Origin of the sequence: Pseudomonas sp. GZD-222, from assembly GCF_049310525.1 — a bacterium.
Lineage (GTDB): Bacteria > Pseudomonadota > Gammaproteobacteria > Pseudomonadales > Pseudomonadaceae > Aquipseudomonas.
Genome location: NZ_JBMOWO010000044.1, coordinates 1 through 14820, shown reverse-complemented (window position 1 = coordinate 14820; position 14820 = coordinate 1). Strand labels below are relative to the sequence as shown.

The 14820-nt window shown below is 62.1% G+C and carries 15 protein-coding genes and 1 other RNA gene; 11 read left to right on the top strand and 5 right to left on the bottom strand.

What is annotated here, in order from left to right:
- Window positions 1-87: 87 nt before the first annotated feature.
- Window positions 88-537 carry an EVE domain-containing protein gene (locus ACO6VD_RS07735; protein ID WP_422418100.1) on the bottom strand — a complete coding sequence of 150 codons (450 nt, stop codon included), beginning with the start codon at window positions 535-537 and terminating at the stop codon, window positions 88-90.
- A gap of 180 nt (window positions 538-717) precedes the next feature.
- Here ACO6VD_RS07735 and ACO6VD_RS07730 point away from each other — a divergent pair, with 180 nt between their 5' ends.
- Window positions 718-858, top strand: coding sequence for a hypothetical protein (locus ACO6VD_RS07730; protein WP_165392175.1), 141 nt, complete (start codon window positions 718-720; stop codon window positions 856-858).
- 18 nt (window positions 859-876) lie between these two features.
- On the opposite strand, the gene ACO6VD_RS07725 is transcribed toward ACO6VD_RS07730, so the two are convergent.
- From ACO6VD_RS07725 to ACO6VD_RS07710, 4 genes are all read right to left on the bottom strand, one after another.
- Window positions 877-1485, bottom strand: coding sequence for a 5-formyltetrahydrofolate cyclo-ligase (locus tag ACO6VD_RS07725; protein WP_422418099.1), 609 nt, complete (start codon window positions 1483-1485; stop codon window positions 877-879).
- An 84-nt stretch (window positions 1486-1569) separates the two neighbouring features.
- Window positions 1570-1747: non-coding RNA, 6S RNA (gene ssrS / locus ACO6VD_RS07720), on the bottom strand.
- Window positions 1748-1765: 18 nt separating this feature from the next.
- Window positions 1766-2083, bottom strand: a complete 318-nt coding sequence (locus ACO6VD_RS07715; RefSeq protein WP_400171284.1) for a cell division protein ZapA — start codon at window positions 2081-2083, stop codon at window positions 1766-1768.
- Window positions 2080-2289 (bottom strand): TIGR02449 family protein, encoded by a 210-nt coding sequence (locus ACO6VD_RS07710; protein ID WP_203479022.1) that lies wholly within the window; start codon window positions 2287-2289, stop codon window positions 2080-2082. Before ACO6VD_RS07710 ends, ACO6VD_RS07715 begins: the two co-directional genes overlap by 4 nt.
- Before the next feature lie 151 nt (window positions 2290-2440).
- Here ACO6VD_RS07710 and ACO6VD_RS07705 point away from each other — a divergent pair, with 151 nt between their 5' ends.
- The 10 genes from ACO6VD_RS07705 (at window position 2441) to gcvP (ending at window position 14760) form a co-directional block, all read left to right on the top strand.
- Window positions 2441-2995, top strand: coding sequence for a YecA family protein (locus tag ACO6VD_RS07705; RefSeq protein ID WP_422418097.1), 555 nt, complete (start codon window positions 2441-2443; stop codon window positions 2993-2995).
- A gap of 22 nt (window positions 2996-3017) precedes the next feature.
- The gene (pepP, locus tag ACO6VD_RS07700; protein ID WP_400171282.1) at window positions 3018-4352 is read left to right on the top strand and encodes a Xaa-Pro aminopeptidase; all 1335 of its coding nucleotides are present in this window, start codon (window positions 3018-3020) and stop codon (window positions 4350-4352) included.
- On the top strand, window positions 4349-5542 hold the full coding sequence (gene ubiH / locus ACO6VD_RS07695; protein ID WP_422418095.1) for a 2-octaprenyl-6-methoxyphenyl hydroxylase: 1194 nt from the start codon (window positions 4349-4351) through the stop codon (window positions 5540-5542). Before pepP ends, ubiH begins: the two co-directional genes overlap by 4 nt.
- A 2-nt stretch (window positions 5543-5544) precedes the next feature.
- Complete coding sequence (locus ACO6VD_RS07690) at window positions 5545-6027, top strand: DUF4442 domain-containing protein (RefSeq protein WP_422418093.1); 483 nt, start codon at window positions 5545-5547, stop codon at window positions 6025-6027.
- Window positions 6028-6036: 9 nt separating this feature from the next.
- Window positions 6037-7254, top strand: a complete 1218-nt coding sequence (locus ACO6VD_RS07685; RefSeq protein ID WP_422418199.1) for a 2-octaprenyl-3-methyl-6-methoxy-1,4-benzoquinol hydroxylase — start codon at window positions 6037-6039, stop codon at window positions 7252-7254.
- A 115-nt stretch (window positions 7255-7369) separates the two neighbouring features.
- The gene (locus ACO6VD_RS07680; RefSeq protein ID WP_422418092.1) at window positions 7370-8371 is read left to right on the top strand and encodes an extracellular solute-binding protein; all 1002 of its coding nucleotides are present in this window, start codon (window positions 7370-7372) and stop codon (window positions 8369-8371) included.
- Window positions 8372-8546: 175 nt separating this feature from the next.
- The gene (locus tag ACO6VD_RS07675) at window positions 8547-10169 is read left to right on the top strand and encodes an ABC transporter permease (protein ID WP_422418090.1); all 1623 of its coding nucleotides are present in this window, start codon (window positions 8547-8549) and stop codon (window positions 10167-10169) included.
- Between the two features lie 121 nt (window positions 10170-10290).
- Window positions 10291-11373 carry a glycine cleavage system aminomethyltransferase GcvT gene (gene gcvT, locus ACO6VD_RS07670; protein ID WP_422418088.1) on the top strand — a complete coding sequence of 361 codons (1083 nt, stop codon included), beginning with the start codon at window positions 10291-10293 and terminating at the stop codon, window positions 11371-11373.
- A gap of 45 nt (window positions 11374-11418) precedes the next feature.
- Window positions 11419-11802: a glycine cleavage system protein GcvH gene (gcvH, locus tag ACO6VD_RS07665; protein WP_038615684.1), complete on the top strand. Its 384-nt coding sequence runs from the start codon at window positions 11419-11421 to the stop codon at window positions 11800-11802.
- An 81-nt stretch (window positions 11803-11883) separates the two neighbouring features.
- Window positions 11884-14760 carry an aminomethyl-transferring glycine dehydrogenase gene (gene gcvP, locus ACO6VD_RS07660; RefSeq protein ID WP_422418086.1) on the top strand — a complete coding sequence of 959 codons (2877 nt, stop codon included), beginning with the start codon at window positions 11884-11886 and terminating at the stop codon, window positions 14758-14760.
- Window positions 14761-14820 lie beyond the last annotated feature (60 nt).

Below are 14820 nucleotides of genomic sequence, written 5' to 3'. Positions count from 1 at the left end.
GCGTCCTGCTGCATTCACGTCAGAGTGTGACGTGGCACCGATCCTGGTGCGTTGATGTTCGTCAAATGTGCGGCAATCCTACCCTGTTTAACGCAGTGCGAGTACCGCGGCCCATTGTTCGGGCGTAACCGGCATGACTGACAGGCGGCTGCCTTTCTGTACCAGAGGCAGTTCAGCCAGCGCCGTCTGCTGTTTGAGGTAACCCAGGCCGAGGACTTTGCCGAAGGTCTCCACATGGGCTACATCGACAGCGCTCCAGGGATTCTTTTCATCGCTGGCCTTGCCATCGAAGTAATGGCTTTGCGGGTCCAGGGCTGTCGGGTCGGGGTAGGCGGCGGCACTGATCCGGGCGATACCGGCGATTCCGGGCTCGGGGCAGCTGGAGTGATAGAAGAAAAACTGGTCACCCACCGCCATGCTGCGCAGGAAATTGCGCGCCTGATAGTTGCGAACGCCGTCCCAGCGCGTCTCTTTCAAGCGCGCCAGATCCTTGATCGAGAGTTCGTCGGGCTCGGATTTCATCAGCCAATAGGCCATCGGTGCTGCTCCTGGCGAAATTTGAAATAACCTGTTGCATGAAACCGACAGTCGGTTGGCGTCAAGGTTTGCGTGTCGACGCAGGTTGTCGGAGAATGCGCCCATTTTAAGCTTGACGCTGCTGCAACCACTAAAAAACGTTGCTGACAACGTGATCAGTTTGCCTGAGGGGGGCAATCAATGAATCGCAAACCGGACTTGCTCTGGATTCTGGTGTTTCTGTTCGGTTTGGGTGTGGTCACTACCGGTTATGCGCAAAGCCTGTGGGAGCGCAAACTTGACGCTCCATACGAAATGCCGGTCAATCCGCAACAACGTTGATCGCTTTACTGGCGCCTCTCAGACAGGCGCCAGATACCAACCACGGTCCGAGACCGTTCCTTGTAGCGGTACATCCCAGCTGGCCTGAGCCAGTCGTTCGACTTTTTGGCACTCATGCGCCAGGCCCAGTAGCAACGGCTTTTTCCAGGCCTTGCGGCGGGCTTGATAGGCCAGGCTGCGATCATAGAAACCACCGCCCATACCCAGTCGGCCACCTTCCTCGTCAAATCCCACCAGCGGCAGCAGGATCAGGTCCAGCGCCCAGATCGGCCGTTGCCGCGCCAGATTGATGTGCGGTTCGGCGATACGGAATCGGTTGCGGCGCAGCTTTTCACCCTGCTCGATACGCTGAAAGACCATTTTGCTTTTTGGCCAGGCGTGCAGCACCGGAAGATAGGTGCGTTTGCCTCGCCGCTGCGCCTCGCGCAGCAGCAGGCGCGGGTCGATCTCGCAATCATTGGGCAGGTACAGGGCGATGTGCCGGGCGCGGCGGAACAGCGGATGCTGGGCCAGTTGCCGGTACAGCCCAAGCGCAGCCTGACGTTGCTGGGCCGGGCTCAAGGCACGGCGGGCATCGCGTAGCAGGCGGCGGAGTTGGGGGCGGGTGAGCGGCGCGGTGTCGGTCATGGCACGGGCGTTTCCCAGAGAGGGCTGCCCCCAGCAGGGTGACAGCTCGATTTGCCCGCTTGAGGGCGCGGGCAAAGGTAATTCAGGCTCCCCGACGAACCGCTGTCGGTGTAGCCCTTGAACCCGAAAGTTCAAGGTGGAGATTGCAGGAGGCGTTAAGGCTTTCCGTCAAGCGGACATGCACACCTGCCCCACGTGCAACCCCCGTGGTTGTGCGTATCGGCTCAGGGACATGACCGACTGGCAAGCACTCCAGGGAGTGGCGCCAGTATACCGATACTCAACCCTTATTTGAATCTTGATCGTCACTCAGTGCCTGATCGACGCGCTCAAGCAGGTCGCGGACCTGTTCGCGGGTGGCGCCACCGGCTGGAACTTCAGGACGTTCCTGATTGTGCAGCAGGTCGTGAGTGATGTTCAGTGCAGCCATCACCGCAATCCGGTCGGCACCGATGACTTTGCCGCTGCTGCGGATCTCACGCATTTTGCCATCCAGGTAGCGTGCGGCGCTGACCAGGTTGCTGCGCTCTTCGGGCGGACAGATGATCGAATATTCTTTGTCGAGGATCTGAACGGTGACGCTATTGCTTGAACTCATGAGTCTTGCTCCAGGGCCTTGAGTCGCAAAATCATCGATTCGACCTTACGCCGGGCGATTTCGTTTTTTTCGATGAGGTGGGCGCGCTCCTCGCGCCAGGACTTTTCCTGAGCTAATAGGAGTGCGTTTTGCCGTTTTAGTTGCTCGACTCGCTCAATCAGCAGCTCGAATCGGCCCATCAGCGTTTGCAGATCGTTCTCTTGCATTGGTTGCCACTCGATTCGCTCTGGGGGTGGTTGCCCGGTTTATGCCCTGGCCTGCCCCGAGTTGGCCGCGTCGATGGTCTTGGCGCGCCTGCCGGTGCTAGGATACAAGGTCTTCATTCTAGTCATTGCGCCGTCTGGCGCCTAGTTGCCCATGCCCAATACCAATTCGCCGTATACCGCTTTCGCCACCTTGCTCAGCAGTAATGGGCATCCTGTTTCCCCTGCCGAGCTGCACGGGCTATTGCTCGGACGCAGCTGCGCAGGCGCCGGCTTCGACGCCGAGGCCTGGCTGGCCGATGCCGCCCACCTGCTGGAAAACGATCCGGCAGACAATGTTCGCAACGCTTTGATCGGCCTGCAGGAGATGGTCAAAGGTGAACTCACCGGCGACGATATCACTGTTGTCTTGCTGCTGCCGGGCGATGAAGCCGCGCTGACCGACCGGGCTGTGGCCCTGGGTGAGTGGTGCAAGGGCTTCCTCTATGGTTTTGGCCTGAATTCCGGCGGCCTGACCCTGAGCGTCGAGGCCAAGGAAATTCTCCAGGATCTGGATGCCATCTCCCAGGTTCAGGACGCTCTGGAAGAGTCCGAGGACGGCGAAAGCGACTACATGGAAGTCATGGAGTACCTGCGCGTCGCCCCTCTGTTGCTGTACACGGAGCTGGCCAAACCGGTTGAGCCTGCTGCCAAACCTTCGCTGCACTGATTGTTGAGGGACCCTTCTGCCCATGAGCCATATCCCCAAGTCGGAATACGCCCGTCGACGCAAGGCGCTGATGGCGCAGATGGAGCCCAACAGTATTGCCATCCTGCCCGCCGCCGCGGTTGCCATTCGCAATCGCGACGTCGAGCATGTGTACCGCCAGGACAGCGACTTCCAGTACCTGAGCGGTTTCCCCGAGCCTGAAGCAGTAATCGCCCTGATCCCGGGGCGCGAGCATGGCGAATACGTGCTGTTCTGCCGTGAACGCAACCCAGAGCGCGAGCTGTGGGACGGGCTGCGCGCAGGTCAGGAGGGCGCGGTGCGCGACTTCGGTGCCGATGACGCCTTCCCCATTACCGACATCGACGACATCCTGCCCGGCCTTATCGAAGGCCGTGACCGGGTTTACTCGGCCATGGGCAGCAACCCGGAATTCGACCGTCACCTGATGGAGTGGATCAATGTGATCCGCTCCAAGGCCCGTCTTGGCGCCCAGCCACCGAACGAGTTCGTTGCCCTGGATCATCTCCTGCACGACATGCGCCTGTATAAGTCGGCAGCAGAAGTGAAAGTGATGCGCGAGGCCGCGGCGATTTCCGCCCGTGCCCATGTGCGGGCCATGCAGGCCTGTCGTGCGGGACTGCGCGAGTACAGTCTGGAAGCCGAGCTGGATTACGAGTTCCGCAAGGGCGGGGCGAAAATGCCGGCCTACGGCTCGATTGTCGCGGCCGGGCGCAATAGCTGCATCCTGCACTACCAGGAGAACGACGCGCTGCTCAAGGACGGTGACCTGGTGTTGATCGACGCCGGTTGCGAGATCGACTGCTACGCCAGCGACATCACCCGTACTTTCCCGGTCAGCGGGGAGTTCTCGCCGGAGCAGAAGGCGATCTATGAACTGGTGCTCAAGGCGCAGGAAGCCGCCTTTGCCGTTATCGCGCCAGGCAAGCACTGGAATCACGCCCATGAAGCGACAGTGCAAGTGATCACCGAAGGGCTGGTGGCGTTGGGGCTGCTCAAGGGCACTGTCGAAGAACTGATCGAAAGTGAGGCCTATCGGGCCTTCTACATGCACCGCGCCGGTCACTGGCTGGGCATGGATGTGCATGATGTCGGCGAATACAAGGTCGGCGGTCAGTGGCGTGTGCTCGAGCCGGGCATGGCCCTGACGGTGGAACCTGGCATCTACATCGGTGCCGATAACCAGAGTGTCGCGAAGAAATGGCGTGGCATTGGTGTACGTATCGAGGATGACGTAGTGGTAACAAAGCAGGGCTGTGAAATCCTGACTTCAGGTGTGCCGAAGACTGTCGCCGAAATCGAGGCCTTGATGGCTGCTGCGCGCAGTGCTGCGGCATGAATCGGGTCAATCTGGCAATTATTGGCGGTGGCCTGGTCGGCGCCAGCCTGGCGCTTGCCTTGCAAGCCGGGGCCAAGGCTCGCGGCTGGAAGATCCTGCTGATCGAGCCCTTTGCGCCGGGTGACACCTACCAGCCGAGTTATGACGCGCGCTCCTCGGCCCTGTCCTTCGGTACCCGACAGATCTATGAGCGTCTGGGCCTGTGGCAACAGATCGCCCGGCGGGCCGAGCCGATCCGCCAGATCCAGGTCTCCGACCGTGGCCGGTTTGGCGCCACGCGTCTGGATGCACTGGAGGAAGGGGTTCCCGCGCTGGGTTATGTGGTGGAGAACGCCTGGCTTGGCCAGTGCCTGTGGAAAGGCCTGGATGCCGAGGTGGTGAGCTGGCGTTGCCCGGCTGAAGTAACGGCCATGCAGGCGCTGGAAGACGGTTATCGGTTGTCACTGAACGACGACACCCTGATTGAATGCGACCTGGCAGTGCTGGCTGATGGCGGCCGTTCCGGCTTGCGCGAGCAGCTGGGTATCCATGTCAGCCAGCGGCCGTACAACCAGAGCGCGCTGATTGCCAACATCACCCCGAGTGAAGCGCATTGCGGCCAGGCCTTCGAGCGCTTCACCGATGAGGGGCCAATGGCCTTGCTGCCGTTGCCGGAAAACCGCTGTGCGCTGGTCTGGACCCGCGCCGGCATGGACGCCAAACGCTTGGCCGAACTGGACGAGCGCAGCTTCCTCAGCGAGCTGCAGGATGTCTTCGGCTACCGCCTGGGGGCCTTGCGCCAGGTCGGTGCCCGGCATCTGTACCCCTTGTCGCTGATTGAAGCCCAGGAACAGGTGCGTCCGCACCTGGTGGTCCTCGGTAATGCTGCCCACAGCCTGCATCCGATTGCCGGTCAGGGTTTCAACCTGTCGCTGCGTGATGTGCAGTCGCTGGCCGAGGGCCTGCTGGCCGGCCCTGAGGTTCCGGGTGACTTCGCCACGCTGCAGGCTTACCGCGAGCGTCAGCGCCTGGACCAGGACCTGACCGTGGGCTTCTCCGACCGGGTTACCCGTTTGTTCGGCAGTGCTCAACCGCTGATTGCCACCGGGCGCAACCTGGGGCTGCTGGGTCTCGACCTGCTGCCACCGGCCAAGCGCTGGTTTGCCCGACAGGCCATGGGCCTGGGAACCCGCCCGGACCCACGGAGCTGAGCATGGACGATCCGCGCAAACTGGCACGGCGTGCGCGCCTGCTGCGCTGGCGGCTGAACCTTTATCCGCCCTACATTGGCGCTGGCATTCGCGTGCAAAGCATCAGCCCGGACTTGCGCCAGGTGAAGGTACGCATGGGCCTGGGCTGGTTCAATCGCAATTATGTCGGCACCCAGTTTGGCGGCAGTCTGTATTCGATGGTCGATCCGTTCTACATGCTGATGCTGATAGAGCTGCTGGGCCGTGAATACATTGTCTGGGACAAGGCTGCCAGTATCGATTTCATCACCCCGGGCAAAGGCCCGGTGTTCGCCGAGCTGCGTGTTGATGATCAGTTGCTGGCCGAGATCCGCGAGCACACCGCAGGCGGCAAGAAATACCTGCCACGACTTCAGGTCGATATCCGAGACGCTGCCGGCGAGCTGGTGGCGCAGGTCGACAAAACCCTTTACGTGCGGCTCAAGCCGCAAGCGAGACAGGCTTAAGGCATGGAAATGCGCGCAGATCTGTTGATTGTCGGTGCCGGTATGGTCGGCAGCGCCCTGGCCCTGGCATTGCAGCACAGTGGCCTGGAAATTCTCCTGCTCGATGGCAGTCCGCTGTCGATCAAACCCTTCGATGAACAGGCAGCCTTCGAACCCAGGGTCAGTGCCCTGTCGATGGCCAGCCAGCGCATTCTCGAACGCGTGGGGGCCTGGCCGGGGATTGCACAGCGGCGTGTGAGCGCCTACTCGGACATGCGCGTCTGGGATGGTAGCGGTACCGGCCAGATCCATTTCTCCGCAGCCAGTGTGCATGCCGAGGCGTTGGGGCATATCGTCGAGAACCGCGTGGTTCAGGACGGCCTGCTGGAACGGTTGCATAACAGCGAGGTCGGCCTGCTGGCCAATGCACGACTGGAGCAGATGCGCCGCTCGGGCGATGAGTGGCTGCTGACCCTCGCCGACGGCCGCACGTTGCGTGCGCCGCTGGTGATTGCCGCCGATGGTGCTAACTCGGCCGTGCGACGCCTGACCGGCTGCGAGACCCGCGAGTGGGATTACCTTCACCACGCGATTGTCACCAGCGTGCGCTGCGCCGAGCCGCATCAGGCGACCGCCTGGCAACGTTTCACCGACGACGGGCCTTTGGCCTTCCTGCCGTTGCAGCGCGACGGTCGCCAGGAATGGAGCTCGATTGTCTGGTCGACGACGCCGGAGCAGGCCGAGCGCCTGATGAAGCTGGACGATGGCGATTTCTGCGCGCAACTGGAACGTGCTTTCGAAGGCCGTCTCGGCGCAGTGTTGCAGGCGGATCCGCGGCTTTGCGTGCCGCTGCGCCAGCGCCATGCCAAGCGTTATGTGGCTGAAGGTCTGGCCCTGATCGGGGATGCCGCGCACACCATTCACCCGTTGGCCGGGCAGGGCGTCAACCTGGGCTTTCTCGATGCGGCCGTGTTGGCCGAAGAGTTGCTGCGTGCCTACGAGCGCGGCGAACGCCTGGCGGATGAGCGCGTGCTGAGTCGCTTCGAGCGTCGGCGCATGCCGCACAACCTGGCGTTGATGGCGGCCATGGAAGGTTTCGAGCGCTTGTTCCAGGCCGACCCGCTGCCACTGCGCTGGTTGCGCAACAGCGGCCTGAAGTGGGTCGAGCAAATGCCCGAGGCCAAGGCCTTGTTCGTTCGTCAGGCGTTGGGCCTCAGTGGCGATTTGCCGGAACTGGCGCGGGCCTGAAGCCGGTTGGCGGCATGTCGTAACATCTGGTAACTCCTCCCCGGTGAGTTCGGTTGAGAAGGCAAATGGGATTAACTACCATTTGCGCCTCTATTTGAACTCCGAGGACTGCACCATGTTGCCACGCAAGCACGTATTGGCCGCCCTGGCTCTGACCCTGTTGGGCGGCACCGCCCAGGCGGCGGACGAGGTGGTGGTGTATTCCTCGCGCATCGACGAACTGATCAAGCCGGTGTTCGACGCCTATACCGCCAAGACCGGGGTCAAGGTCAAGTTCATCACCGACAAGGAAGCGCCGCTGATGCAGCGCATCAAGGCCGAGGGGCAGAACGCCACCGCCGACCTGCTGCTGACCGTCGATGCCGGCAACCTCTGGCAGGCCGAGCAGATGGGCATCCTGCAGCCGATCAAGTCCGCGGTGATCGATGCCAACATTCCCCAGCAATATCGCGCCTCGTCTCACGACTGGACCGGCCTGAGCCTGCGCGCACGGACCATTGCCTACTCCACCGAGCGGGTCAAACCCGAAGAGCTGAGCACTTACGAAGCCCTGGCCGACAAGAACTGGGAAGGTCGCCTGTGCCTGCGTACGGCGAAGAAGGTCTACAACCAGTCGCTGACCGCGACCCTGATCGAAACCCACGGCGAGAAGAAAACCGAGGAAATCATCAAGGGCTGGGTCAACAACCTGTCCACCGACGTGTTCTCCGATGACACCGCGCTGCTGCAGGCCATCAACGCCGGTCAGTGTGATGTCGGTATCGTCAACACCTACTACTACGGGCGCCTGCACAAGGAAAACCCGAACCTGGCGGTCAAGCTGTTCTGGCCAAACCAGGCTGACCGTGGCGTGCACGTCAATCTCTCGGGCATTGGCCTGACCAAGTACGCGCCGCATCCTGAGGCAGCGACAAAACTGGTCGAGTGGATGACCGGTGAAGAAGCGCAGAAAATCTTCGCTGGCGTGAACCAGGAATTCCCGGCCAACCCGAAAGTCGCGCCTTCGGAAGAAGTGGCGGCCTGGGGTACGTTCAAGGCTGACACCATCCCGGTTGAAATCGCCGGCAAGCGTCAGGCTGAGGCAATTCGTCTGATGGATCGGGCTGGCTGGAACTAAGCGCAAGGCTTTATCCTACCGCTGCCTTATCGGGGGGGGGGGAGATTTATCCCAGTGTCTGTTGGTGGGGGAGGGCTCCCGGCGGTAGCGCCCCTAGGCACCACCCTTTTCCTGGGTGTTTGGGGAACCCCCCCCCCCCCCCGCGATGCCATTGAACATCTAGAGACGTTTCCTTTTGGCCCACCCCGCCCAACGCCGCTGGTATCCCCTGGTTTTCGCCATTGCCGCCCTGGTGCTGTTGCCGCTGAGCGTGCTGTTGCTGTCCTGGCAGTCGATCGACATGCAGATCTGGTCGCACTTGCTCGATACCCAGATGAGCCGCCTGTTGGGCAATACCCTGACGCTGATTGTCGGCGTCGGCATGGGCGTCACCCTGCTGGGGGTGAGCCTGGCCTGGCTCACCAGTCTCTGCGAGTTCCCCGGACGACGCTGGCTGGACTGGGCGCTGATGCTGCCGTTCGCGATCCCGGCCTATGTGCTGGCGTTTGTCTTCGTCGGCCTGCTGGACTTTGCCGGGCCGGTGCAAACCCTGCTGCGCGAGTGGTTCGGGCCGATGCGCCTGCCGCGGGTGCGTTCCACCGGTGGGGTGATCATCGTTCTGGTGCTGGTGTTCTATCCCTACGTCTACCTGCTGGCGCGTAATGCCTTCCTCGCCCAGGGCAAAGGCCTGATGGAGGCGGCACGGGTGCTGGGGCATTCGCCGTTGCAAGCGTTCTGGCGGGTGGCATTGCCCATGGCGCGTCCGGCCATCGGTGCCGGTGTTGCCCTGGCGCTGATGGAAACCCTGGCTGATTTCGGTGCGGTGTCGGTGTTCAACTTCGACACCTTCACCACCGCGATCTACAAGACCTGGTACGGCTTCTTCAGCCTTTCGAGTGCTGCGCAGCTGGCCAGCTTGCTGCTGCTGGCGGTGATGCTGGTGCTCTATGGTGAGCGCCGTGCCCGTGGCGCCGTGCGCGGCAGTAACGAGCGTCCTCGCGGCAAAGCGCTGTACCACCTGCGCGGGATCAAGGCGCTGGCTGCCAGTGGCTGGTGCCTGCTGGTGTTTGCCTGTGCCTTCGTCATCCCGCTGCTGCAATTGCTGGTGTGGTTCTGGCAGCGCGGGCGCTTCGACCTTGATGAGCGTTACACCAGCCTGATCCTGCATACCTTGTACCTGGGGGCGATGGCGGCGCTGATCACCGTCTGTGTCGCCCTGGTGCTGGCGTTTGCGCGACGGCAATCGTCCGCACCGGGAATCCGTGCCGGGGTCGGCCTGGCCAATCTTGGCTATGCCTTGCCAGGCTCGGTACTGGCGGTGTCGATCATGCTGGCGTTCAGTTACCTGGACAATCAGCTGGTGGTGCCGTTGTCCAACTGGCTGGGCGGTGCTGGCAGGCCGTTGTTGCTGGGCAGTCTGTATGCGTTGTTGCTGGCCTACCTGGTGCGCTTCATTGCCGTGGCTTACGGACCACTGGAAAACAGCCTGGGACGGATTCGCCCGTCGTTGCCAGAAGCGTCGCGCAGCCTCGGGGTCAGTGGCCCAAGATTGTTTTTCAAGGTGTATCTACCGCTGTTGGTGCCGGGTGCCTTGAGTGCTGCCTTGCTGGTGTTCGTCGATGTGCTCAAGGAAATGCCCGCGACCTTGCTGATGCGTCCGTTCGGCTGGGACACACTGGCCGTACGTGTGTTTGAAATGACCAGCGAAGGCGAGTGGGCGCGTGCCTCGCTGCCTGCCTTGACCCTGATCCTGGTCGGCCTGTTGCCGGTCATCGGCCTGATACGACGATCAGCGAGGCACGTCGGTCAAACGCGCTGAGGATGTCAGCCATCGAGCTTGCAGCTACAATGCGCGGCATTCGTTGCGGCCGGTCCTACAAACCGGGTAGCTGAAATGCTGCCAGCAGCCGTAGCTTCGCCACGCCCGGAAGGAGAAACCCATGGGACTGCGCACGCCTCTTTATGACCTGCACCTGGCGCTAGGCGCCAAGATGGTCGATTTTGGCGGTTGGGACATGCCCTTGCATTATGGCTCGCAGGTCGAAGAGCACCATCAGGTGCGCCGTGACTGCGGGGTGTTCGATGTTTCCCATATGACCGTGATCGATATTCGCGGCGCCCAGGCTGGCGTCTGTTTGCAGCATCTGCTGGCCAACGATATCGATCGTCTGAACGCCACTGGCAAAGCCTTGTACAGCACCATGCTCAATGAGCAGGGCGGGGTTATCGACGATATGATCGTCTACCGCTGCGAAGACGGTTATCGCTTGGTGGTCAACGCCTCGACCCGCGACAAGGACCTGGCCTGGCTGCAGGCGCGCATGAGCGGTTTCGAAGTTGAGCTGATCGAGCGCCCGGAACTGGTGATCCTGGCCATCCAGGGCCCGCAAGCGCGGGAAAAGGTCGCCGAACTGGTACCTGCCGCTCGTGCCGCACTGATCCGTGAACTCAAACCCTTCGAAGGCCTGGCCGACGGTGACTGGTTTATCGCCCGCACCGGCTACACCGGTGAGGATGGCCTCGAGATCATTTTCCCGGCCGTCCAGGGCCCGGCGTTCTTCAACGATCTGATCGGTGCCGGCATCGCCCCGAGTGGCCTTGGTGCACGCGATACCCTGCGTCTTGAAGCCGGTATGAACCTGTATGGTCAGGACATCGACGAAGACCACACGCCGCTGACCTCCAACCTGGGTTGGAGTGTCGCCTGGGAGCCAGCCGAGCGGGATTTCATCGGCCGCAGCGGTTTGCTGGCGGAAATCGAGCACGGCGTCGAGCAGAAACTGGTCGGCCTGGTGCTCGAAGAGCGCGGCGTTCTTCGCGCTCATCAGGTGGTTCGCGTTGCCGGTATTGGCGAAGGGGAGATCACCAGTGGTAGTTTCTCTCCTACGCTGAGCAAATCGATTGCGCTGGCGCGGGTGCCGATGGCAACCGCCGATCGTGCCGAGGTGGAGATCCGCGGCAAGTGGTACCCGGTGCGGGTGGTCAAGCCGACCTTCGTGCGCCATGGCAAGATTCTGATCTGAACCTATTCCGGCGGGCCTACCGCTGACCCTATCGAGGACAACAATATGAGCAATATCCCCGCCGACCTGCGTTTTGCCGAAAGCCATGAGTGGGCCAAGCTGGAAGCCGACGGCACAGTGACCGTCGGCATCAGCGACCACGCCCAGGAAGCGTTGGGTGACGTGGTATTTGTCGAGCTGGCGGAAGTAGGCAAGGTCTTCGCTGCTGGCGATGCCGCCGGTGTGGTCGAGTCGGTCAAGGCCGCTTCGGATATCTACGCCCCGGTCAGCGGCGAAGTGATCGCCGTGAACGAAGCGCTGGCCGACAGCCCTGAGTCGCTGAACAGCGATCCGTACGGCAGCTGGATCTTCAAGCTCAAGCCAAGCGACAAGGCCGAACTGGACAAACTGCTCGACGCCGCCGGTTACCAAGCCGCTATCGGCGAATAGTTTTCACACAAAGCGGCAATCTCTTCCTAGACTCAATATGCCTCGGCTGGTCGGGGCTTGGTCTAGGAAGAGAGAGCCGCTATGTCCCAGTCGCCGTCCCTGAGCCAACTGCACGACGCCAATCCTTTCCTGCGTCGCCACCTGGGGCCTGATGCCTCGGAGCAGCAGGCGATGCTGCAGGCCCTGAGCCTGGGCAGCCGCCGTGAGCTGATTGAGCAGACCGTGCCACCGGGCATTCGCCTGAACCGGCCGCTGGACTTGCCCGCCGCCCTGGATGAGCAGGCCGCCCTGAACAAACTCAGAGGCTACGCCGAGCAGAACCAGGTGTGGACCAGCCTGATCGGCATGGGCTACCACGCGACCGTCACACCGACCGTCATCCTGCGCAACGTCCTTGAGAACCCGGGCTGGTACACCGCCTATACACCGTATCAACCGGAAATCGCCCAGGGCCGTCTGGAAGCCTTGCTGAATTTCCAGCAGATGATCATCGACCTCACCGGCCTGGACCTGGCTAACGCCTCATTGCTCGATGAAGCCACGGCGGCCGCTGAAGCCATGGCCCTGGCCAAGCGCATGGCCAAGTCGAAAAGCAACGTGTTCTTCGCCGACGAACACTGTCATCCACAAACCCTGTCGGTGCTGCGGACCCGTGCCGAGGGATTTGGTTTTGAGCTGGTGATCGACGCTGTGGATAACCTGGCGAACTACCAGGTGTTCGGCGCCTTGCTGCAGTATCCCGATACCCATGGCGAAATCCGCGACCTGCGGCCGTTGATCGAACAACTGCACAAACAGCAGGCACTGGCCTGCGTTGCCGCCGATTTGCTCAGCCTGCTGATGCTGACCCCGCCGGGTGAGCAGGGCGCTGATGTGGTCCTGGGCACGTCACAGCGCTTTGGTGTGCCCATGGGCTACGGTGGCCCGCATGCTGCCTACTTTGCCTGCCGTGACGCGTTCAAGCGGGCCATGCCCGGGCGCATCATCGGCGTGTCCAAGGACGCGCGCGGCAACGTGGCATTGCGCATGGCCCTGCAGACCCGGGAACAGCATATCCGCCGCGAGAAGGCCAACTCCAACATCTGCACTGCGCAGGTGCTGCTGGCCAACATCGCCGCTTTCTATGCGATCTATCACGGCCCGGAAGGCTTGCAGCGCATCGCCCAGCGAGTGCATGCGCTGACCTTTGTCCTCGCCGCCGGTCTTGAGAGCAAGGGCATCAAGCGCCTTAACGAGCACTTCTTTGACACCCTGACCCTGGAGGTGGGCGGTAGTCAGACGGCGATCATCGAAAGTGCCGAGGCGGCGCAGATCAACCTGCGCATTCTCGGCCGTGGCCAGTTGGGCGTGAGTCTCGACGAGACCTGCGATGAAAGCACCGTACTGCGCCTGTTCGATATCTTCCTGGGGGCCGACCACGGCCTGGATATCGCCACCCTCGATGCCCTGGCTCTACCGGAAGGTATTCCGGCGGCCCTGGCACGACACTCGACCTTTCTTACGCATCCGGTGTTCAACCTGCACCACAGTGAAACCGAGATGCTGCGCTACCTCAAGCAGCTGGAGAACAAGGACCTGGCGCTGAACCAGTCGATGATCCCGCTGGGCTCCTGCACCATGAAACTCAATGCCAGCAGCGAAATGATTCCGATCACCTGGCCAGGCTTTGCGCTGTTGCACCCCTTTGCCCCGGCTGCTCAGGTGCAGGGCTACAAGGCGATGATCGATGAGCTGGAAGCCTGGCTGTGTGCAATCACCGGCTTCGATGCCATCTGCATGCAGCCCAACTCTGGTGCGCAGGGCGAGTACGCCGGATTGATGGCCATTGCCAAGTACCACCGCAGTCGCCACCAGCACCAGCGCGATATTTGCCTGATCCCGTCATCGGCCCACGGCACCAACCCGGCATCCGCACAAATGGCGGGCATGCAGGTGGTGATCGTCGAGTGTGACGAGGCCGGCAACGTTGACCTGGGCGACCTCAAGGCCAAGGCGCAGGCAGCCGGGGAGCGTCTGTCGTGCCTGATGGCAACCTATCCGTCGACCCATGGTGTGTATGAAGAGGGTATCAAGGAGATCTGCGAAGTTATCCACAACGAGGGTGGCCAGGTGTACATGGATGGCGCCAACCTCAATGCCCAGGTCGGCCTGACCCGACCGGCGGACATCGGCGCCGATGTTTCGCACATGAACCTGCACAAAACCTTCTGCATTCCTCATGGGGGTGGCGGGCCGGGCATGGGCCCGATTGGTGTGCGCGCTCACCTGGCTCCTTTCGTCGCCAGCCATCCGGTGATACCGGTTCCCGGACCGGACCCACAGAACACGGCGGTAAGTGCAGCCCCTTGGGGCAGCGCGAGTATCCTGCCGATCAGCTGGATGTACATCGCCATGATGGGGCCGCAACTGGCCGATGCCAGCGAGGTGGCCATGCTCTCGGCCAACTACCTGGCCGAACAGCTGGGCGGGGCTTTCCCGGTGTTGTATCGGGGGCGTAACGAGCGTGTGGCGCATGAATGCATTCTGGATCTGCGGCCATTGAAGGCCCTGACCGGGATTTCCGAGGAGGATGTGGCCAAGCGTCTGATGGATTACGGTTTCCATGCCCCGACCATGTCGTTCCCGGTGCCGGGTACCTTGATGGTCGAGCCGACCGAGAGCGAGTCGAAGGCTGAGCTGGATCGCTTCGTCGAAGCGATGCTGAGCATTCGTGCGGAGATTCGTGAGGTGCAGGAGGGCAACTGGCCGGCGGAAGACAATCCGCTCAAACATGCGCCGCATACCCTGGCGGATGTGCTGGGTGTGTGGGAGCGGCCTTACAGTATCGCCCTGGGGGTGGCGCCCAGTGACCATGTGCGTCTGCACAAATACTGGCCGGCGGTGAATCGGGTGGACAATGTGTTTGGCGACCGGAACCTGTTCTGTGCCTGTGTGCCGGTAGATGATTACCGGACCTGATCGCGGGGGGAGCCCCACCCCCCCCAACCCGACCCCTGGAGAAGGGTTTGCCCCCCCGTA